This window comes from Pseudarthrobacter linnaei (assembly GCF_055412825.1).
Genome location: NZ_JBVAYX010000009.1, coordinates 1 through 18,523, shown reverse-complemented (window position 1 = coordinate 18,523; position 18,523 = coordinate 1). Strand labels below are relative to the sequence as shown.

At 67.3% G+C, this 18,523-nt stretch carries 20 protein-coding genes; 16 read left to right on the top strand and 4 right to left on the bottom strand.

The window, feature by feature from the left end; translation table 11 throughout:
* Nucleotides 1–5: 5 nt before the first annotated feature.
* Genes truB through ACZYZ3_RS10305 form a run of 3 tightly spaced genes read left to right on the top strand, consistent with a single transcriptional unit; the run spans nt 6 to nt 1,817 of the window.
* On the top strand, nt 6–959 hold the full coding sequence (gene truB / locus ACZYZ3_RS10315; protein WP_463963733.1) for a tRNA pseudouridine(55) synthase TruB: 954 nt from the start codon (nt 6–8) through the stop codon (nt 957–959).
* Nucleotides 959–1,312: a hypothetical protein gene (locus tag ACZYZ3_RS10310; RefSeq protein ID WP_463963732.1), complete on the top strand. Its 354-nt coding sequence runs from the start codon at nt 959–961 to the stop codon at nt 1,310–1,312. Before truB ends, ACZYZ3_RS10310 begins: the two co-directional genes overlap by 1 nt.
* A gap of 46 nt (nt 1,313–1,358) precedes the next feature.
* A complete protein-coding gene (locus ACZYZ3_RS10305; RefSeq protein ID WP_463963843.1) occupies nt 1,359–1,817 on the top strand; it encodes a hypothetical protein in 459 nt (152 codons plus the stop codon).
* Between the two features lie 5 nt (nt 1,818–1,822).
* On the opposite strand, the gene ACZYZ3_RS10300 is transcribed toward ACZYZ3_RS10305, so the two are convergent.
* From ACZYZ3_RS10300 to ACZYZ3_RS10290, 3 genes are all read right to left on the bottom strand, one after another.
* Nucleotides 1,823–2,251, bottom strand: coding sequence for a VOC family protein (locus ACZYZ3_RS10300; RefSeq protein ID WP_463963731.1), 429 nt, complete (start codon nt 2,249–2,251; stop codon nt 1,823–1,825).
* A 91-nt stretch (nt 2,252–2,342) separates the two neighbouring features.
* Nucleotides 2,343–2,834, bottom strand: coding sequence for an NUDIX domain-containing protein (locus ACZYZ3_RS10295; RefSeq protein WP_463963842.1), 492 nt, complete (start codon nt 2,832–2,834; stop codon nt 2,343–2,345).
* Nucleotides 2,835–3,037: 203 nt separating this feature from the next.
* Nucleotides 3,038–3,493: a hypothetical protein gene (locus ACZYZ3_RS10290; RefSeq protein WP_463963730.1), complete on the bottom strand. Its 456-nt coding sequence runs from the start codon at nt 3,491–3,493 to the stop codon at nt 3,038–3,040.
* 382 nt (nt 3,494–3,875) lie between these two features.
* On the opposite strand from ACZYZ3_RS10290, the gene ACZYZ3_RS10285 reads away from it, so the two are divergent.
* Both ACZYZ3_RS10285 and ACZYZ3_RS10280 read left to right on the top strand, forming a co-directional pair.
* Complete coding sequence (locus tag ACZYZ3_RS10285; protein ID WP_463963729.1) at nt 3,876–4,664, top strand: P-loop NTPase family protein; 789 nt, start codon at nt 3,876–3,878, stop codon at nt 4,662–4,664.
* Nucleotides 4,665–4,698: 34 nt separating this feature from the next.
* Entirely contained in the window at nt 4,699–5,163 is a 465-nt protein-coding gene (locus tag ACZYZ3_RS10280; protein ID WP_463963728.1) for a hypothetical protein, read from the top strand.
* On the opposite strand, the gene ACZYZ3_RS10275 is transcribed toward ACZYZ3_RS10280, so the two are convergent.
* Nucleotides 5,141–5,449 carry a hypothetical protein gene (locus ACZYZ3_RS10275; RefSeq protein WP_463963727.1) on the bottom strand — a complete coding sequence of 103 codons (309 nt, stop codon included), beginning with the start codon at nt 5,447–5,449 and terminating at the stop codon, nt 5,141–5,143. The two genes, ACZYZ3_RS10280 and ACZYZ3_RS10275, sit on opposite strands and share 23 nt — an antisense overlap.
* 565 nt (nt 5,450–6,014) lie before the next feature.
* On the opposite strand from ACZYZ3_RS10275, the gene ACZYZ3_RS10270 reads away from it, so the two are divergent.
* The 11 genes from ACZYZ3_RS10270 to ACZYZ3_RS10220 all read left to right on the top strand — a co-directional run bounded on the left by ACZYZ3_RS10270 (nt 6,015) and on the right by ACZYZ3_RS10220 (nt 18,357).
* Nucleotides 6,015–7,022, top strand: a complete 1,008-nt coding sequence (locus ACZYZ3_RS10270) for a bifunctional riboflavin kinase/FAD synthetase (RefSeq protein WP_463963726.1) — start codon at nt 6,015–6,017, stop codon at nt 7,020–7,022.
* A gap of 156 nt (nt 7,023–7,178) precedes the next feature.
* Nucleotides 7,179–8,033, top strand: coding sequence for a tryptophan 2,3-dioxygenase (gene kynA, locus ACZYZ3_RS10265; protein ID WP_463963725.1), 855 nt, complete (start codon nt 7,179–7,181; stop codon nt 8,031–8,033).
* 83 nt (nt 8,034–8,116) lie between these two features.
* Complete coding sequence (locus ACZYZ3_RS10260; RefSeq protein WP_463963841.1) at nt 8,117–9,346, top strand: kynureninase; 1,230 nt, start codon at nt 8,117–8,119, stop codon at nt 9,344–9,346.
* Nucleotides 9,347–9,505: 159 nt separating this feature from the next.
* Nucleotides 9,506–9,775 carry a 30S ribosomal protein S15 gene (gene rpsO, locus ACZYZ3_RS10255; RefSeq protein ID WP_226760651.1) on the top strand — a complete coding sequence of 90 codons (270 nt, stop codon included), beginning with the start codon at nt 9,506–9,508 and terminating at the stop codon, nt 9,773–9,775.
* A 248-nt stretch (nt 9,776–10,023) separates the two neighbouring features.
* A complete protein-coding gene (locus ACZYZ3_RS10250) occupies nt 10,024–12,273 on the top strand; it encodes a polyribonucleotide nucleotidyltransferase (protein ID WP_463963724.1) in 2,250 nt (749 codons plus the stop codon).
* A gap of 180 nt (nt 12,274–12,453) precedes the next feature.
* Nucleotides 12,454–13,797 carry a M16 family metallopeptidase gene (locus ACZYZ3_RS10245; RefSeq protein ID WP_463963723.1) on the top strand — a complete coding sequence of 448 codons (1,344 nt, stop codon included), beginning with the start codon at nt 12,454–12,456 and terminating at the stop codon, nt 13,795–13,797.
* Nucleotides 13,798–13,931: 134 nt separating this feature from the next.
* Complete coding sequence (locus ACZYZ3_RS10240; RefSeq protein ID WP_463963722.1) at nt 13,932–14,417, top strand: DUF1579 domain-containing protein; 486 nt, start codon at nt 13,932–13,934, stop codon at nt 14,415–14,417.
* A 240-nt stretch (nt 14,418–14,657) separates the two neighbouring features.
* Nucleotides 14,658–15,854, top strand: a complete 1,197-nt coding sequence (locus tag ACZYZ3_RS10235) for a substrate-binding domain-containing protein (RefSeq protein ID WP_463963721.1) — start codon at nt 14,658–14,660, stop codon at nt 15,852–15,854.
* Between the two features lie 99 nt (nt 15,855–15,953).
* On the top strand, nt 15,954–16,718 hold the full coding sequence (locus ACZYZ3_RS10230; protein ID WP_463963720.1) for an ABC transporter ATP-binding protein: 765 nt from the start codon (nt 15,954–15,956) through the stop codon (nt 16,716–16,718).
* Nucleotides 16,715–17,485: an ABC transporter ATP-binding protein gene (locus tag ACZYZ3_RS10225; protein WP_463963719.1), complete on the top strand. Its 771-nt coding sequence runs from the start codon at nt 16,715–16,717 to the stop codon at nt 17,483–17,485. The genes ACZYZ3_RS10230 and ACZYZ3_RS10225 overlap by 4 nt, the downstream gene beginning before the upstream one ends.
* On the top strand, nt 17,482–18,357 hold the full coding sequence (locus ACZYZ3_RS10220) for a branched-chain amino acid ABC transporter permease (protein ID WP_463901342.1): 876 nt from the start codon (nt 17,482–17,484) through the stop codon (nt 18,355–18,357). The genes ACZYZ3_RS10225 and ACZYZ3_RS10220 overlap by 4 nt, the downstream gene beginning before the upstream one ends.
* Nucleotides 18,358–18,523 lie beyond the last annotated feature (166 nt).

The following is an 18,523-nucleotide window of genomic DNA, read 5'->3' as shown; positions in this document are numbered from 1 at the left end:
GGAGCGTGCTTTCTGGACTGGTAATAGTGGACAAGCCGCAAGGCTGGACCAGCCACGATGTGGTTGGACGGATGCGGCGGCTCGCCGGTACCCGAAAAGTGGGCCACGCCGGAACGCTGGATCCGATGGCCACGGGCGTTCTCGTGGTTGGCATTAACAAGGCCACCCGGCTGCTCACCTACATTGTGGGCACCTCCAAGACGTATACGGCCACCATCCGCCTGGGCGAATCAACGGTCACCGACGACGCCGAGGGCGAGGTCACCGCGACGCACAGCGCCGCCGCCGTCACCGAGGAAGCCGTCCGGGCCGGCGTCGCCGCGCTGACCGGTGAGATCCAGCAGGTTCCCAGCAGCGTCAGCGCCATCAAGGTCAACGGGGAGCGCGCGTACGCCCGGGTCCGCTCCGGCGAAGAGGTCAAGCTGGCCGCACGGCCGGTCACCATCCACCGCTTCGAGGTCCACGGATTCCGTCCGGTGCGCGACGGCGAGGCCCTGGACGTGGACGTCACCGTCGAGTGCTCCTCCGGCACCTACATCCGGGCCCTGGCCCGCGACCTCGGCGACGCGCTCGGCGTCGGCGGTCACCTGACGGCGCTGCGCCGCACCCAGGTCGGCCCCTACACGCTGGACCAGGCCCATACCCTCGAACAGCTCGCCGAAGAGCTGGATGTGCTGGAAATGTCCCAGGCCGCCCGGGCGCTCATGCCCAACCGTGAACTCAGCAACGAGGAAACCACCGAGATTTCCTTCGGCCGCAGGATCGCCGCGGGGGCGGGGGCTGGCACAGCGGGCGCAGCCACACCGGAGAATCCGGCCGCCGGATTCGCCCCGGACGGGACTCTTGTGGCCCTGCTCGCTGACAAGGGCAGCTACGCCAAACCGGTGCTGGTCTTCGCGCCGGACAATGAGAAGCGGGCGCCCAAGCCGCCGACGGCGGAACAGCAGGCCGGTCAGTAGTGGACGCGTATTTCTACATCATCCTGGTGGTCGGCCTGGTCTCGACCGTCATCTGCCTGGCCGCCGGCATCCTCAAGAAGGCCCCGAACGACACGACGATCCTCTCGGTGGCCGCCGTCGAACTGTCCCTGCTGGTTTACCTCGTCGGGTCGATCGTCCGGGTCGCGGGCGGGGAACAGATGGCGGGGGAGCCGTGGGAGTTCTGGGGTTACCTGCTGACGGCACTCCTGCTGCCGGTCGGCGCGGTGTACTGGGCCATCCTGGAACGCACCCGCTGGAGCAACTTCGTGCTCGCCGCCGTGGGGGTCACCGCCGTGGTGATGGCGGCCCGAATGAATCAGATCTGGTACTGACGTGGAAGAGGCAGAGAACGTGAGCGCGAAACCAACGCGTGAGGACATTGCAGCGGCGCCGGCCCTGGCTGATCCTGCGGAACCGGGTCCGGCCCCGGCGGCAACAGACACCCGAAACACCGGCCCCGGCCGGTTGCTGATCGCCGTTTATGCCGTGTTCGCGATTTCCGCAACGGCCCGGGCGGGATACCAGATCCTCACCAAGTTCTCCGAAGCCCCCCTGGCGTATCTGCTCTCGGCGTTCGCCGCCGTCGTCTACCTGGTGGCGACAGTGTCCCTCGCGAAGTCCGGCCGCGCCTGGTTCAAGGTCTCCGTTGCGGCGGTGCTCGTGGAACTGGTGGGTGTGCTGGTGGTCGGGGCGCTCAGCCTGTTCGACTCGGTTAACTTCCCGCATGAGACGGTCTGGTCCCTGTTTGGCCGCGGTTACGCGTTTATCCCGCTGCTGCTGCCCGTCCTGGGCCTCGTCTGGCTGTACCGTCGCCGTCCGGCCCCGAAGCAGGCCTGAGCGCCCTAGTCCTCGGGCCGGTCCAGTTCCTGGAACAGCGTGATCTGGAGCCCGGCCGGGCCGTTGAGCCGTGAGTTCACCGAGCGCCACGGCGTTTCCCGAGGTGCCGCGATGAGCGTGCCGCCGGCCCCCATGAGGTCCCGTCTGGCTTCTTCCGTATCGTCAACCTCGAAGGCGACCCGGATCCGGGCGCTCGGCCGCCCGTCGGCCTCCACCCGGTCGATGTACTTGACCTGCGCCGGGTTGGAGAGCTCCAGGGTGGCGCGGCCTGCTTCCAGGATCGTGATGCGTGCGTCGCCCTCGCTGGGAACCACCTCACGTTCCACGAGTCCCAGGACATCCCGGTAGAAGATCAGGGCGGCGTCGTAATCCTCCGTCTCGACGACGAGGCGCAGCTGCCGGACAGGAGGCGGGGTGTGATTTTCGGTCGTCATAACCGAACCTTAGGACGGACTGCTCCAGAGCGGAATGCCGCTGTTGCTGCCGGCCGCTGGTGCTGACCTCCGCCCGGCCGGCGTCGAGGTCTCAGTCCGTTCCGGCCTCGGGCCCCGACAGTCTGCGGCGAAGGTCCGGCCAGGCTGATCCGAAGCCGGGATGCAGTTCCTTTTCGCCGACGAGCTCGACCGGCACCCACTGCAGCTCCAGGCTCTCCGGGTCGCTGATTTTCGGTTCGAACGCGTCCACGACCTCGACGGCGACCGTGGTGTAGGTCCAGTAGCCGACATCGAAGACCGTTGTGAACAGCACACGGACGTTCTCCGGCGGAACGGCCGCTTCTTCCTTGGCCTCGCGCAGAGCGCCGTGGACCGCTTCTTCGCCCTGGTGCAGGGCTCCGCCCGGGAGTCCCCAGGTGCCGCCCTGATCGCTCCACAGGGCTCGGTGCTGGAGCAGGATGCCCTTGGCGGGGTCGTGCACGAGGAGACCCGCCGACCCAAAGCGCCCCCAAAACCGTCCGCGGTCGCCTTCAACCCAGGCGTCACCGGGATCACGGGGTCCGTGAGGGCGGCGCAGCTCGATGGGGAGCTCGGTTTGTGCGGCGTGCGGCTGTGTCTGGCCGGGCCTTGCGTCCTGGGGCTTTGCGTCGTGGGGGAGGGCCGGGCTGGAGGTAGGGGCAACAGGGCTGTCCATGCCCCCAGTTTCCCACGGCACTGCCGGTGCCGGCCGGAGTGTGACTCCGAGGGGCCAGCGGGGCGGATCTTCTGGGCCGACGGCTTTGCCGTTCACATCATGTAGTAGACAAATAAGACAAGAAGGAAGGCCCCAGCGGCGATTAGGGCGGATGCGAAGATATGGGCCTCCCACCAAGGCACAGCGCGCGGGTAGCGCTTACGCAGAGCACCTGCCGCGATCGGTTCCTTGATTCTCTCCGGAGTGCGTCCAATCGAGCCAACCAATCTGCCGACTTCTCCATCCGTCCACATTTGACTGGTCGGGCGGAGGATGCATCTGCCTTCGGTGTCAAGAACGAAGGTGTTGGGGGTTGGAGGCTGCCCGAACGCCGTTAGCTGCTCCACGACCACCACCGCACCGATTTGGTCGGCCGGCCAGTCCTGCCTCACCCCGAAAAGATTGGTCCGTGAGAGGTATTCATCCCCAAACTCGATACGCGTATTGCGGAAGTAGAGCCACAGGAAAACGGCGACCGCGGCAAGAAGCAGGGCAAGAAGGCTGATCAACTGACTACGAAGGATGAACCGCGGACGGCCGCGGCCAGGACCTTGGGTTCCCGGGTATACGCACCCCAGCCCACAGATTCGTACAGCGCGAGTACCTCGGGATCGGAAACGGGGCCCCGGCCAGGACGGTGAACGTCGACATCGGATCAGTGTCGCACACCGGTATGCCCCGCGGTCCGGCGGGAGGTGCTAGCGTATCGCCGATGCGCTCATGGGGCCGGGCCCAGCGCGGTGACACATCCGGGGGGACAAACCATGAACACATCCGTGAGCATCCGAAGGTGCACGGCGGGCGACCTCCCCGCCCTGCGCTTGCACGAGCCTCCGGGGGCAAACATCGCAGAGGGTTTCCTGGAACGCCAGGCAGCCGGGGACCTGATCTATGCCACGGCATGGTCCGGGGACACGGGTCGAACCCGGCAACACCGCAGCACGAAATCTCTACGAAGGCCTCGGCTACCGGCCCACCCGCGGCACCTCGACATACTCCTACGAATATCTGGACAGGGCCGGCAACCGAACCGTTGCCACGGAAAAAGCTGCCGAGTTCCACAAATCACTTGCGCAGCCCGCAGCCGTCCAAGCCCGCACGGCCCCCGGATCATCTCCGGCCGCACCTTCCCGTGTCCTCTTCTACGGGGTAACCGGCAGCGGCAAGTCGTCCGCCGCCCGGGCCTATGCTCACGCCACGGGGCTGCCCGAGTTCTCGGCGGACGATGACATTGGCTGGCTGCCCGGATGGCAACAGCGGACCGTCGAGGAGCAGCGGGACATCGCCGCAGCGATTGCGGCCCAGGACCGCTGGGTGCTGGACAGTGCGTATGGGGTGTGGCGGGACGTAGTCCTTCCGCGGGCGGAGCTCGTCGTCGGCCTGGACTATCCGCGCTGGCTTTCGCTGGCCCGGCTGGTGCGCCGCACGCTGCGGCGGTCCGTGACCCGCGAACCGGTCTGCAACGGCAATCAGGAGACCCTTGCCCGGCTCTTCATCCAGGACTCGATCATCCGGTGGCATTTCCGGTCGTTCACACGGAAACGGCAGGTGATGCGCAGTATCCGTTCGGATCCAGCGATGCCGCCTTCGGTGCTGTTCCGCCACCCCCGCGAGCTCGACGCCTGGCTCGCGGACCTGTCCGCCACGGGCGCTGGGTCCGGGCGGGCCGAAAGCCTCTGACCCGATGGCGGCGGACGGCGGCTAGGCTGGTCGCATGGCTGCACTCAAGGCCCCAGGGGAGCTGGCGGAAGCGGAGCGTGCTTCCCTGCTGCGGGCCGTGAAAGCATTCCACACCTTCGCCTGGTTCACGATCGAGGCCTGCATGGTCTACGTCCTGTATGCCGGCGCCAGAGGCCGTACTGACCGCAGGGTGGGCCTGGCTGCGGGCGTCGTCACCGCCGAGACCCTGGTCTTTACCGCGAACGGCTTCCACTGCCCGCTCACCGCTGTGGCCAGGGACCTGGGCGACGAGACGGGCTCCGTTACCGATATCTACCTGCCGCGGTGGTTCGCTCGGAACCTCCCGGCCATCCACATTCCGCTGATCCTGGCCGCTGGGCTGCTGCACTGGCGGAACCACCGCGCCGCTGGAAACACCACTGCGCACTTCGGCCCCGGCACGTTGGCAGGCGCCCCGCCGAACGCCGTCGGCCGCGCTAGCGGATCGGGTTGCCGCTGAGGTCCACGCGGAAGCTCGCGATCACCTTGTTGGTCACGGTGTCGATGATGATCACGGAGTCTGCCGGCCAGGACGGGTCGGGAACAACGGTGTAAGGAACATCGGTGTAAGGAACATCGGCGATCAAGGTTGGCCGCCCGGCGTCGTTGATCTTCCGGCTGAACGCATCGACCACAGTCTTGGTCCTGGTGTTGATGGCCACCGTTTCCTGGGGGAGCCCGGCGGTGCTGCCGCTGGCCGGTGTAGCGTTCCACCAGCCCTCGTAGCCGCCCACGGGCGGTTCCACCGGCGGTTCCGCTGACGTTGACCTGGACATCGGGGGTGTCCCGGCACTCCCGGCAGTCCCGGCCGCTTTGGCCGCGCCGCCGCAGGCGCTCGACGACACTCCCACAGCGAGCAGCAGACAAACAGTGGCAAGGTGTGGCGCCCGGACGGTCAAACCCATGATGATGTCCCCCATATTGTCCCTGTCCGGCGGTCTCCGGCGCGGATGGGATGACCCTGCCAGTTGCGCCCCCTCCCGTCCGGAGTGCGGCAACCCGCCAGTTTCCAGGCCGACTTCTTCCCGGGCAGGCCACCCAGGATCCCCCCGCGCCCGCCGTCTTCATTTGTCCGTTCCACCGGCTGGCTCTGCGGTCGCTCGGCGTCGATCACCTCACCGGTGCCCGCACAGGCGCCGCCGGACGGTTACCCGCGCAGCGCGGTCCCGGTGTCCTGAGCGCGAACGGGCGCTGCCCGGGGCCAGGCAGCGCCCGTCGGAGGCGTGCCGCGTTTGCGGGTAATCTAGGAGAGTTCCGGAGCAGGCAGGATTCTCCGGAGGCGCACATGGCAGGCAGCAAAAGGCGAGGGTGATGGTTCACATCTGGAACGATCCGTCCGAAGTCCCGGCGGACTTTGGTCCTTCCGTCGTTACCTTCGGCAACTTCGACGGTGTGCACCGCGGCCACCAGCAGGTGCTCTCACAGCTCATCCGCATCGCCCGCCTGAACCACGCCCGGGCCGTCGCCATCACCTTCGACCCGCATCCGGCGCAGGTCCACCGCCCCGAATCCGCCCCGGAACTGATCATGGGCCTGGAAGACAAGTTGGTCGCGCTCGGCGAACTCGGCCTCGACGCAGTACTCGTCATGAAGTACTCCCTCGAACTGGCCAGCCTCACCCCCGAAGAATTCGTCGCCGACGTCCTGGTCGGCAGCCTTAAGGCCAGCCACGTCGTGATCGGCCACGACGCCCGGTTTGGCCGGGGCAACTCCGGTGACCTGGACACCATGCAGGAACTCGGCAGGAAGCTCGGGTTCGAGGTCCTGGTCATCAGCGAGTTTGGCTCCGAAGGCTTCCCGCTGCACGGTGATCCACACGAAGGCTCGGACGACGACGGCGGCACGGACCGCCGCTGTTCCTCCACCTGGGTGCGCGAGGCACTGCGCGAGGGCGACGTCGCCACGGCCGCCGCCGTCCTGGGCAGGCCCCACCGGATGCGCGGCGAGGTGGTCCACGGGGCGGCGCGGGGCCGTGACCTTGGCTTCCCGACCGCCAACCTCGCCGCCAACGCCAGCGGCTACATCCCGGCAGACGGCATCTACGCCGGCTGGCTCGTCGACCAGGCCGGTACGCGCTGGCCCGCCGCCATCTCCGTGGGCTCCAACCCCACCTTCGACGGCGTCAGCCGGCAGGTGGAGGCGCACGTGATCGACCGCCCCGAAGAGGCTGTCGAGGACTTCGATCTGTACGGCCAGACAGTAGTAGTGGAATTCGTCGCCCGGCTGCGGGGGATGGTGGCGTACCGTGGCCCTGAGGCGCTGGTGGACCAGATGCGCCTGGACGTGGTCCAGGCCCACAACATTCTGTTCGCGCGCTAAACCGCTGCGCTAAACCGCTGCGCTAAACCGCTGCGCTAAACCGCTGCGCCAAACCGCCGCGCTGAACCGCTCGGCAGATTCGCGGGTCCGTGCGGGCGGTTTCGCCGGCGGGTCCGCGCAGTGATGCACCGCCATAGGGCAAGGAAGGCAAGAAACGTGACGATTGAGAAAAATACCAGGGAGCTGGACAAGGATATTGTCCGGGACTTCAGCTCAAAGATGAGCTACGCGTCCTACCTTCAGCTGCCGACGCTCCTGAGCGCCCAGCAGCCGGTCAGCGCCCCGGAGCACCACGACGAGATGCTGTTCATCATCCAGCACCAGACCACGGAACTGTGGCTCAAGCTGGTCCTGCATGAGCTCCGCAGCGCCGCCGCCTGGCTACGCTCGGACGATCTCGGCTCGGCCCTGAAAGCCATTGCCAGGGTCAAGCACATCCAGAAAACGCTGACCGAGCAGTGGTCCGTGCTGGCCACCCTCACCCCCACCGAGTACTCGCAGTTCCGCGGTTTCCTGGGCAACTCCTCCGGATTCCAGTCCAGCCAGTACCGCGCGGTCGAGTTCCTGCTTGGCAACAAGAACCGCAAGATGCTGCCGGTGTTCGAATCAGACCCCGAGGCCCACGCGATGCTCCTGGAGCTCCTCGAATCCCCGAGCATTTATGACGACTTCCTCGCCTACCTCAAGCGGCAGGGCTTCGACGTTCCCGCCTCGCTGCTCGAGCGGGACGTCACCCGGGCGCACGAGTTCTGCGCCGAGCTGGTCCCGGTCTTCAAGTACATCTACGAAAACGCCGCGGACAACTGGGGCGCCTACGAGGCCTGTGAGGAACTCGTGGACCTCGAGGACAACTTCCAGCTCTGGCGCTTCCGGCACCTGCGCACGGTGCAGCGCACCATCGGCATGAAGTCCGGCACCGGCGGCTCCAGCGGCGCCGCCTTCCTGCAGAAAGCGCTCGAACTGACCTTCTTCCCGGAGCTCTTCGCCGTCCGGACGGAGATCGGCCAGTGAGCGCCCTTCAGCCGGACACGGCGGGCCCCGCGGCGCAGGCCGCCGCCGGCTACGACACAGCCCTCCTCCAGCGCGCCCGCGAACTGGATGCCGCCGACCCGCTGGCTGCCTACCGCGATCACTTCATCGGCACCGACACTGCCCTGTCCTACCTCGACGGCAATTCCTTGGGCCGCCCGCTCAAGCGCACCGTCACCGATATCGGCAGCTTCATCCAGGACAGCTGGGGCGGCCGGCTGATCCGCGGCTGGGACGAGGAATGGCTCGAGCTCCCGCAGGCCATCGGCGACCAGCTCGGCCGGGCCGTCCTCGGCGCCGCTGAAGGGCAGACCATCATCGCCGACTCCACCACGGTGGTTCTGTACAAGCTGATCCGGGCCGCGCTGGCCGCTGTGACCGACCCGGCGCGCACCGAAATCGTGCTGGACACGGACAACTTCCCCACCGACCGCTACCTCGTCGAGGGCATCGCCCGCGAAGAGGGCCTCACGCTGCGCTGGATCGACGCCGAGCCCTCCGCCGGCGTGAGCGTCGAGCAGGTGCGGGCCGCCACCGGCCCGGCCACCGCCGTCGTGGTCCTGAGCCAGATCGCCTACCGCTCCGGGTTCCTCGCGGACCTGCCGGGCATCACCGCGGCCGTGCACGACGCCGGCGCGCTAGTGGTGTGGGACCTGTGCCATTCCGCGGGGTCCGTGGAGATCGCCCTGGACGGCGCCGACGTCGATTTCGCCGCCGGCTGCACCTACAAGTACCTCAACGGGGGACCGGGTTCACCCGCGTTCGCCTACGTCAACGCCCGGCACCTGCCGGGACTGCAGCAGCCGATCTGGGGTTGGATGGGCCGCAAGGACGCCTTCGAAATGGGCCCCGGCTATGAGGCCGCCGCAGGAATCCGCGGGTTCCTCAGCGGTACCCCCGCGGTCTTCGGGATGCTCGCCATGCGCGGCACCCTGGACCTGCTGGAGGAGGTGGGCATGGAAGCCGTCCGGGAGAAATCACGGCTGCTGACCGCGTACGCCGTCGAACTTCATGACGCCTGGCTCGCCCCGGCGGGCGTGGAACTCTCGACGCCGCGGGATCCGGAACTGCGCGGCAGCCACATCACGGTGGACCACCCGGCATTCCGGGAGATGACCGCGGCGCTGTGGGAGCAGGACGTCATTCCGGACTTCCGGGCGCCGCACGGCATCCGGATCGGGCTGTCCCCGCTGAGCACGTCCTTCACGGAGTTGTACCGCGGGATGGCCGCCATCCGCGACCGGCTGGCGCAGGGCACTTCCGGGCAGCAGGACGGGCCGTTTCGACAAGATTAGCGGCGTGCCGGTAAACTAAACGTTGGATCCGGCTGCAGTCCGTGGCGGCTGGCTCTTGTTGTGTACGGTCGATCCTCCCTTCGGAGGGGAATTACCGGCCCAGCACCCCCGGCAGTGAGTTACTGATTCGGGCCTCACGGCACATCTCTAGGAGTTATCGTGGCACTTGAAGCCGCTGTAAAGCAGTCCATCATCAAGGATTTCGCAACGTCCGAGGGCGACACCGGTTCGCCGGAGGTCCAGGTTGCAGTCCTGACTCAGCGGATCAAGGATCTCACTGAGCACATGAAGGTGCACAAGCACGATTACCACACCCAGCGCGGTCTGCTGGCCATGGTCGGTCGTCGCAAGCGCATGCTGACCTACCTCAAGAACACTGACATCACCCGCTACCGTGCGCTCATCGAGCGTCTCGGCCTGCGCCGCTAGTCAGCTTTAAGGGGCGGCCCCTTCCGGAACGGAAAGGGCCGCCTTCTTCACACAAAACTCAACAGGAGGATCAACCGCATCACGCATTCGCGGTCTTCGGTAGTGATCTCCGGGAACGGCTTCAAGGAAATGTTGCCTTAGCCCGTGGGTCTCGATCGATGACCGGGTGCAGTGCAGGCCAGCCGACAGATGCTGGCCTGGGTTGATGCGGCTGGACTCCGTGAACCATGAAACGGAGGTGACTCTCTATGGAGGGTCCCGAAATCCAGTTCTCAGAAGCAGTCATTGACAATGGCCGCTTCGGCAAGCGTGTAATCCGCTTTGAAACCGGCCGTCTTGCCAAGCAGGCAGCCGGCGCAGCGATGGTCTACCTCGACGAAGAGACCGCACTGCTGTCCGCCACCACAGCCGGCAAGCACCCGCGTGAAGGGTTCGACTTCTTCCCGCTGACCGTCGACGTCGAAGAGCGTATGTACGCCGCCGGCCGTATCCCGGGCTCGTTCTTCCGCCGCGAAGGCCGCCCGTCCACGGAAGCCATCCTGGCCTGCCGCCTGATGGACCGCCCGCTGCGTCCGACCTTCGTCAAGGGCCTGCGCAACGAAGTCCAGATCGTCGTCACCGTGCTCTCCATCAACCCGGACGAGCTCTACGACGTCGTGGCGATCAACGCTTCCTCGATGTCCACCCAGCTCTCCGGCCTGCCGTTCTCCGGCCCGATCGGCGGCGTCCGCGTTGCCCTGATCGCCGACGAGCACGGTTCGCAGTGGGTTGCGTTCCCGAAGCACTCCCAGCTCGAGAACGCCGTCTTCAACATGGTCGTTGCCGGCCGCGTTAAGGACGACGACGTCGCCATCATGATGGTTGAAGCCGAAGCCACCGACAACTCCTGGAACCTCATCAAGGAACAGGGCGCCACCGCCCCGACCGAAGAAGTTGTTTCGGAAGGCCTCGAGGCCGCCAAGCCGTTCATCAAGGCCCTCTGCGACGCCCAGTCGGACCTCGCCGCACGCGCCGCCAAGCCGACCGTCGAGTTCCCGGTCTTCCTGGACTACCAGGACGACGTCTACGCCGCTGTGGAGTCCGCTGCCGCCGAGAAGCTGGCCGCTGTCTTCCAGATCGGCGACAAGCAGGAACGCGACACCGCATCGGATTCGCTCAAGGACGAGGTCACCTCTTCCCTGGCCGGTCAGTTCGAAGGCCGCGAGAAGGAGCTGTCCGCAGCCTTCCGCTCCGTCACCAAGCACGTTGTCCGCCAGCGCATCCTCACGGACCAGATCCGCATCGACGGCCGCGGCCTGACGGACATCCGCCAGCTCACCGCCGAGGTTGAGGTTCTGCCCCGCGTCCACGGCTCGGCCATCTTCGAACGCGGCGAGACCCAGATCATGGGTGTCACCACGCTGAACATGCTCAAGATGGAACAGCAGATTGACTCGCTGTCTCCCGTGACGCGCAAGCGCTACATGCACAACTACAACTTCCCGCCGTACTCCACCGGCGAGACCGGCCGCGTCGGTTCCCCGAAGCGCCGCGAAATCGGCCACGGTGCCCTTGCAGAGCGCGCCATCATGCCGGTGCTGCCGTCCCGCGAGGAATTCCCCTACGCCATCCGCCAGGTGTCTGAGGCTCTCAGCTCCAACGGTTCGACGTCGATGGGTTCCGTCTGCGCCTCCACGCTGTCCCTGCTCAACGCAGGTGTGCCGCTGAAGGCCGCCGTTGCCGGTATCGCCATGGGCCTGGTCTCCGACCAGGTTGACGGCCAGACCCGCTACGCCGCCCTGACCGATATCCTCGGCGCCGAAGATGCTTTCGGTGACATGGACTTCAAGGTCGCCGGCACCGCTGAGTTCGTTACGGCCATCCAGCTGGACACGAAGCTCGACGGCATCCCGGCCTCCGTCCTGGCGGCCGCCCTGAAGCAGGCCCGCGAAGCCCGTCTGCACATCCTGGATGTCCTGAACTCCGCGATCGACACCCCGGATGAGCTCTCCGAGTTCGCTCCGCGCGTCATTGCGGTGAAGATCCCGGTAGACAAGATCGGCGAGGTCATCGGGCCGAAGGGCAAGATGATCAACCAGATCCAGGAAGACACCGGAGCCGACATCTCGATCGAGGACGACGGAACTGTCTACATCGGCGCCACGAACGGCCCGTCTGCCGACGCAGCACGGTCCGCGATCAACGCCATCGCGAACCCGCAGATCCCGGAAATCGGCGAGCGGTACCTGGGCACGGTCGTCAAGACCACGACCTTCGGCGCCTTCGTTTCCCTGACTCCGGGCAAGGACGGTCTGCTGCACATCTCCGAGCTGCGCAAGATCGCCGGCGGCAAGCGCGTGGACAACGTCGATGACGTCGTCTCCGTCGGCCAGAAGATCCAGGTGGAAATCACCAAGATCGATGACCGCGGCAAGCTCTCCCTGTCACCCGTTGTGGCCGGCGAGGCCGGCTCCGAGGACGCCGACAACGCTGAGGTCGCCCTGGAGTCCGCAGAGTAGTCTGAGCTGAATCAAGTGGCGGGGCCGGTGGATCATCCACCGGCCCCGCTGCCGTTAACGGCGGCGGGGATGCCGGCCGACGTCGTCAGTGGCTCTCCGGTGCCGCGGCCGGACCGTTGGAACGGTATGCCGCTGGTACGATTGCAGGCAGATTTGGCATGTGTTTACCGAAAGGCCTTGATGACTGTCGTCCCCCTGCCGCTTGAGCAGAACCAGCACGCTGACACCCTGATCCACGGCGCCGACGGCGGTTCCGAGGTGCGCCGTTCGGTCCTGCCCGGCGGCGTCCGCGTGCTTACTGAAGCGATGCCGGGCCAGCGCTCGGCCACCATCGGTTTCTGGGTCGGCGTCGGCTCCCGCGACGAGGCCCCCGGGCAGCACGGCTCCACGCACTTCCTGGAGCACCTGCTGTTCAAAGGCACCAAGCGGCGCACCGCCCTCGAGATCGCCTCGGCCTTCGACGAGGTCGGCGGCGAATCCAACGCCGCCACGGCGAAGGAAAGCACCTGCTACTTCGCCCGGGTGCTGGATACCGACCTCCCCATGGCAATCGACGTCATCGCGGACATGATCACCGGCGCCGTGCTGGACCCGCAGGAGATGGAGCAGGAACGCGACGTCATCCTCGAGGAGATCGCGATGGACAGCGACGACCCCACTGACGTCGCCCACGAACACTTCGTCGCCGCCGTGCTGGGCACCCACCCGCTGGGCCGGCCGATCGGCGGCACCCCGGACGCCATCCGGGCCGTGGCCCGCGACTCCGTGTGGGACCACTACCGCCGCTACTACCGCCCGGACGAGCTCGTCATTACCGCCGCCGGGGGACTGGACCACGACGTCGTCTGCGGCCTCGTCGTCGATGCCCTGAACTCCGCCGGCTGGAGCCTTGAACCCGACGCAGCGCCCGTGCAGCGCCGCTCCACCGACCGCGCCTCCATCACCGGCACCGCCGGCCTGCACGTGGTCAAGCGCCCGGTGGAGCAGGCCAACATCATCATGGGCTGCCCCACCATCGTTGCCACCGACGTCCGCCGCTTCGTCATGAGCGTGCTCAATGCCGTGCTCGGCGGCGGCATGTCCTCCCGGCTGTTCCAGGAGGTCCGCGAGAAGCGCGGACTGGTGTACTCGACCTACTCCTTCGCCTCCTCCTATGCCGACGCCGGCTACTTCGGCATGTACGCCGGCTGCACGCCGTCGAAAGTCCGGCAGGTCCTCGAACTGCTCGGCGCCGAACTCGACAAGCTGGCCGGGGGCGGTATTTCCGAGGAGGAACTCCGCAAGGCCGTCGGGCAGCTGTGCGGCGGAATCGTACTGGCCCTGGAGGACACCGGCTCCCGGATGTCCCGGCTGGGCCGGGCCGAACTCGTCTCCGGTGAATACCAGGACATCGACGAGACCCTGCGCCAGATCAAGGCCGTCACCGCCGCCGACGTCCAGGAGCTCGCCCGCGAACTCGCCGCCGCCCCGCGGACCATCACGGTGGTGGGTCCCTTTGAGGAAGCCGAGACCTTCGGCCTCTGAGGACCGGCCCCGCAGGCCGCTGAGCTGGGCCTGCACTGGGCCGGGTGGCGTGCCCGCACCCTAGACAGGGCAGGCGGCGCCGCGTGATGATGGGGACGGGGCCGCTGGGAGGAACCCCCACCTGGAAGGAAATCATGGACCGGCCGCTGCCAGGCAGTGCACACGAGGCGCTTGAGGCGTTCCTCGGGCATTGGACCGGCACCACGCGATGGGAGGCGACGCCGTGGGGGCCGGCGCGTGCTGCTGCCATCAAACTCACGTTCGCCCGCGCCGCCGCCGGACTGGCCGTGACGCACAGCTACCGGCATACGGAAGCCGACGGCACCCGCTTCGAGGGCCACGGCGTGTTCACCGTAGACCCGGACCGCCCGGATACCCTTTGGTACCACGTCAACAGCATGGGCCTGCCCCCGGAAGCGCCCGCGCGCGCCAGCTGGCAGGAGGGCACGCTCACCATGGAACGGCGCAGCGAGCGCGGCACGTCCCGGCATACATTCCGGGTCGACGACGGCGTGCTGACGCACACTGCCGGACTCCGGCTGGGTTCCGCGAGCGAATTCACGCCGTTTATGACTACGGTCTGCCGGCGCGTGGCCCAGGATACCGCCGTCCCCGCCTGACCCGCCTGACCCTGCTCCGCCTTGCGCCGGATGCTCCCTCACCTGCTCCGGCGCAGCCATGGCCTGCCACATGTGACGCCCAAACCGTTGCCATAACGTTGCAAAGCCGCACTGGAAATCCGTTGACACACTGTGACCTGCACCATAGGTTTGCCGTAATCTGAATCACCTTTCAGGTTCAGCGCAGTTCCAGTCAGCTCTCCTGCTCAGATTCCGCGGATTCTCAACGAAAGGCATCCCGTGAAGGATACAAAGAAGTTCCTGATGGCCGCCGTTATGGCCACCGGGCTCGCCCTCAGCGCCTGTGCCCCCACTGCCGGCACCGCAGCGCCGGCCCCGTCGGGCAGCACCACGGCCGCCGAGCCGGTCGACGTCGGCATCATCTACTCCAAGACCGGACCGCTGGCGGCCTACGGGGCCACCTACTACGAGGGCCTGCAGGCCGGCATCGACCACGCCACCGGCGGGACCGGCGCCGTGAACGGGGCCAAGATCAACCTCACATACGCCGACGACGGCGGGGATCCGGACAAGGCCGTGACGGCCGCCAAGGACATGATCGGCAAGGGCTACAAGATCATCGGCGGCACGGTCAGCTCCGGCATCGCGCTCAAGCTGGCGGAACAGGCCGCGCAGAACAAGGTCCTTTACATCTCCGGGCCGGCTGCCACCGACGCGATCCAGGGCATCAACAAGTACACGTTCCGTTCGGGCCGCCAGAGCCTGCAGGACGTCGCTACCGCAGGTTCGTTCATCGACACCAACGGCAAGAAGGTCGTCGTCTTCGCGCAGGACAATGCCTTCGGCCAGGGCAACGTCGCCGCCGTCAAGGCCGTCCTAGGAGCCAAGGGCGCCACCGTGGAGGCTGTGCTGGTGCCGGACGGACAGGAGCTCACCCCCTTCGCCCGCCAGCTCATCGATGCGAAGCCGGACATGGTTTTCGTGGCGTGGGCCGGGGCCACGTCCGGCACCATGTGGCAGACCCTGAGCCAGCAGGGCGCCTTCGACGCCGCCCCGGTCGTCACCGGGCTCGGCGACGCCGCCACCTTCGGGGCCTACGGTGAGGCGACCGCCAAGATCAGCTTCCTGAACCACTACTTCCCGGGCGCCGCGGGCAGCGAGGTGGAGAAGAAGATGATCGCCGCGGTCGAGAAGGCCGGCAAGAAGGCGGACCTGTTCACCCCCGACGGCTTCGTTGCCGGCCAGATGATCGTCCAGGCCATCAAGGGAGGCGGCTCGGACACCGACGCCATGGTCAAGGCCCTCGAGGGATTCAGCTTCGACGGCCCCAAGGGCAAGGAAACTGTCCGCGCCTCGGACCACGCCCTGGTCCAGGACATGTACCAGGTCAAGCTCGTCCAGACGGGCGGCAGCTGGGCCCCCGAGCTCATCAAGGTGGTTGCGGGCGACACCGTCGCCCCGCCGGAAAAGAAGTAGCCCGGCGCGGCGCTGTGCCCGAACGCCGGATAACTTCCGGACAATACAGCACAGCGCCGGGCACCACCCTCACAACCCAGCGAGATACAAAGGATCCCAATGAATTCCCCAGCCCTGCCCGCCCTTGCGGTGGACGGCCTTGGTCTGCAGATCGGCGGCGCCCGCATCCTCCAGGATGTGAGCTTCGCGGTCGGCACCGGCGAAATGGTCGGCGTCATCGGCCCCAACGGTGCCGGAAAGACCACCTTGTTCAACCTGATTTCCGGAGTGATGCGGCCCACCACGGGCAGCATCACGCTTAACGGCAGGGAGATCACGTCCGCGCCCGTCCACCGCCGGGCCAAGGCAGGGCTGGGACGGACCTTCCAGACCTCCAACCTGTTTCCCCGGCTCAGCGTGCTGGAAAATGTCCGGCTCGCCGCCCAGGCGAAACTCGGCGGCAGCAACAGCATCCTGCGCTTCCCCTCCGCCTCCGACGAGGCCACGGGGATTGCCCGCGGCACCATCGGGGAGGTCGGGCTCACCGGCCAGCTCACGACGGCGGCCGGGGACCTCTCGCACGGAGAGAAGCGCAAGGTGGAGATCGCCGTCCTGCTGGCGACGGACCCGGCCGTCGTCCTCCTGGACGAGCCCATGGCCGGGGTGGCGTCGGGGGACGTCCCGTCCCTCACCGCGATCATCCGGGGAATGCACCGGGACCGCGGCTGCACCGTGATGATGGTGGAGCACCACATGGACGTGGTCCTGGGCCTCGTGGACCGGGTGGCCGTGATGCACCACGGCAGCCTGCTCGCCCTGGACAGCCCGGAGGCCGTGATGTCGGACCCGACCGTACAGAGTGCCTACCTTGGAGAACCCGTATGACCGCCGCAGGGGAAGCCCGACCCATCCTCAGGATTGAGGGACTCAACGCCCATATCGCCGGTCAGCAGGTCGTGGAGGATGTCTCCTTCAGCGTCCCGGCCACCGGCATCACCGCGCTGCTGGGCCGCAACGGCGTCGGAAAGACCAGCACCATCAAGGCCATCATCGGCCTGATCGACCGGACCGGAGCCGTGGAGCTCGGCGGCGTGCGGATCGAGAAGGATCCGACGTTCAAGATCATCCGCAGCGGGGTGGGCTACGTGCCGGAGGACCGCGAGGTGTTCTCCAAGCTAACCGTGGCGGAAAACCTCCGGCTCGCCGAACGCGACGACGCCCCCCGGCGCCAGCTCGTCGAGGACCTCTTCCCCGATTTGCTGGCCCGGTCCGCCCAGATGGCCGGTACCCTCTCCGGCGGCCAGCAGCAGATGGTCTCGCTGGCCCGCGCGCTGCTGAACACGAACAAGATCCTCCTCGTCGACGAACCGACCAAGGGCCTGGCCCCGAAGATCGTCGCCGAGGTCGCCGAGACTCTCGCCGAGGCAGCGAAGACCGTCCCCATTCTGTTGGTTGAGCAGAACCTGCACGTTGTGCGCCAGCTCGCCGAAGGCTCCGTCGTCCTCTCCGGCGGCCGGGTGGTCCACACCGGCAGCGCCCTGGCATTCCTCGACGACGCCGAACTGACCCAGCGGCTGCTGGGTGTCTCCGCTGAGGGCTCCGCACGGGAAAACCCAGCCCGGGAAAACTCACGGAAAGGCGCCGCTTTGTGAGTACCGTCGTCCTGCTCCTCTTCACCGGCCTGGGCCTTGGCGCCCTGTATTTCCTCGTCGCCGCCGGACTGTCCCTGATCTACGGGCTGATGGGTGTGCTGAACTTCGCGCATGGCGCGTTCCTGACCCTCGGAGCCTTCGCCGGATGGGAAGTTGCCCGCCGAGCCGGCTCGGATGACTGGGGGACGTTCCTGCTCTCCCTGCTGGTCGGTGCCGCGGCCGGGGCCGCCTTTGCCGCCTTCACCGAGTTCGTGCTGATCCGCCGCCTGTACCAGCGGCACATCGAGCAGCTCCTCATCACCCTGGGCCTCTCGCTCGCCGCGGTGGCCCTCTTCGACGGCATCTGGGGCACCGACCCGGTGTTCATCCAGGGACCTGCCTGGTTCAAGGACACCACCGAGATCCTGGGCGCCCGCGTCCCCAACGACCGGTTTGTCTGCATCATCGCGGCCGTCCTGGTGCTGCTCGCCATGGTGTTCTTCCTGAAGAACACCCGCTACGGCATGATCATCCGGGCCGGCGTCGAGAACCGCTCCATGGTGACGGCCCTTGGCATCGACGTCCGGAAAGCCTTCACCCTCGTCTTCACGATCGGCGGTGCCGCCGCGGGCCTCGGCGGGGTGCTGGCCTCGCACTACTTCGGCTACGTCTCGCCGATGCTGGGCGGTTCGCTGCTGATCTTCGCCTTCATCGTCACCGTGATCGGCGGACTGGGCTCGCTGACCGGTGCGGCCATTGCCGCCGTCGCCGTCGCCGTCCTGCAGCAGTTCGCCAACTTCTACCTCGGCGGTACCGGCGACTTCGTCGTCGTGCTGGCCCTGGCGCTTGTGCTGCTGTTCCGTCCCTCCGGCCTGCTCGGGAGAACCTCATGACCACCGATACCGACGCCGCCGACACCAACGGCGCCGCCGCCGGCACTGACAGCAGCGGCCCCAGCGGCACCAGCGGCGCCAGCGGCACCAGCGGCACCAGCGGCGCCAGCGGCACCAGCGGCACCAGCGGCGCCAGCGGCACAGCCGCCGCCGGCGGGGACCCCGC

Excerpts from the sequence above, each read along its gene's own strand:
- ACZYZ3_RS10280 (WP_463963728.1), top strand. The coding sequence starts at position 4,699 with ATGGCTGCACTCAAGGCCCCAGGGGAGCTGGCGGAAGCGGAGCGTGCT.
- ACZYZ3_RS10270 (WP_463963726.1), top strand. The coding sequence starts at position 6,015 with ATGGTTCACATCTGGAACGATCCGTCCGAAGTCCCGGCGGACTTTGGT.
- ACZYZ3_RS10240 (WP_463963722.1), top strand. The coding sequence starts at position 13,932 with ATGGACCGGCCGCTGCCAGGCAGTGCACACGAGGCGCTTGAGGCGTTC.
- ACZYZ3_RS10245 (WP_463963723.1), top strand. The coding sequence starts at position 12,454 with ATGACTGTCGTCCCCCTGCCGCTTGAGCAGAACCAGCACGCTGACACC.
- ACZYZ3_RS10300 (WP_463963731.1), bottom strand. The coding sequence starts at position 2,251 with ATGACGACCGAAAATCACACCCCGCCTCCTGTCCGGCAGCTGCGCCTC.
- ACZYZ3_RS10250 (WP_463963724.1), top strand. The coding sequence starts at position 10,024 with ATGGAGGGTCCCGAAATCCAGTTCTCAGAAGCAGTCATTGACAATGGC.
- ACZYZ3_RS10285 (WP_463963729.1), top strand. The coding sequence starts at position 3,876 with ATGCCACGGCATGGTCCGGGGACACGGGTCGAACCCGGCAACACCGCA.
- ACZYZ3_RS10230 (WP_463963720.1), top strand. The coding sequence starts at position 15,954 with ATGAATTCCCCAGCCCTGCCCGCCCTTGCGGTGGACGGCCTTGGTCTG.
- ACZYZ3_RS10225 (WP_463963719.1), top strand. The coding sequence starts at position 16,715 with ATGACCGCCGCAGGGGAAGCCCGACCCATCCTCAGGATTGAGGGACTC.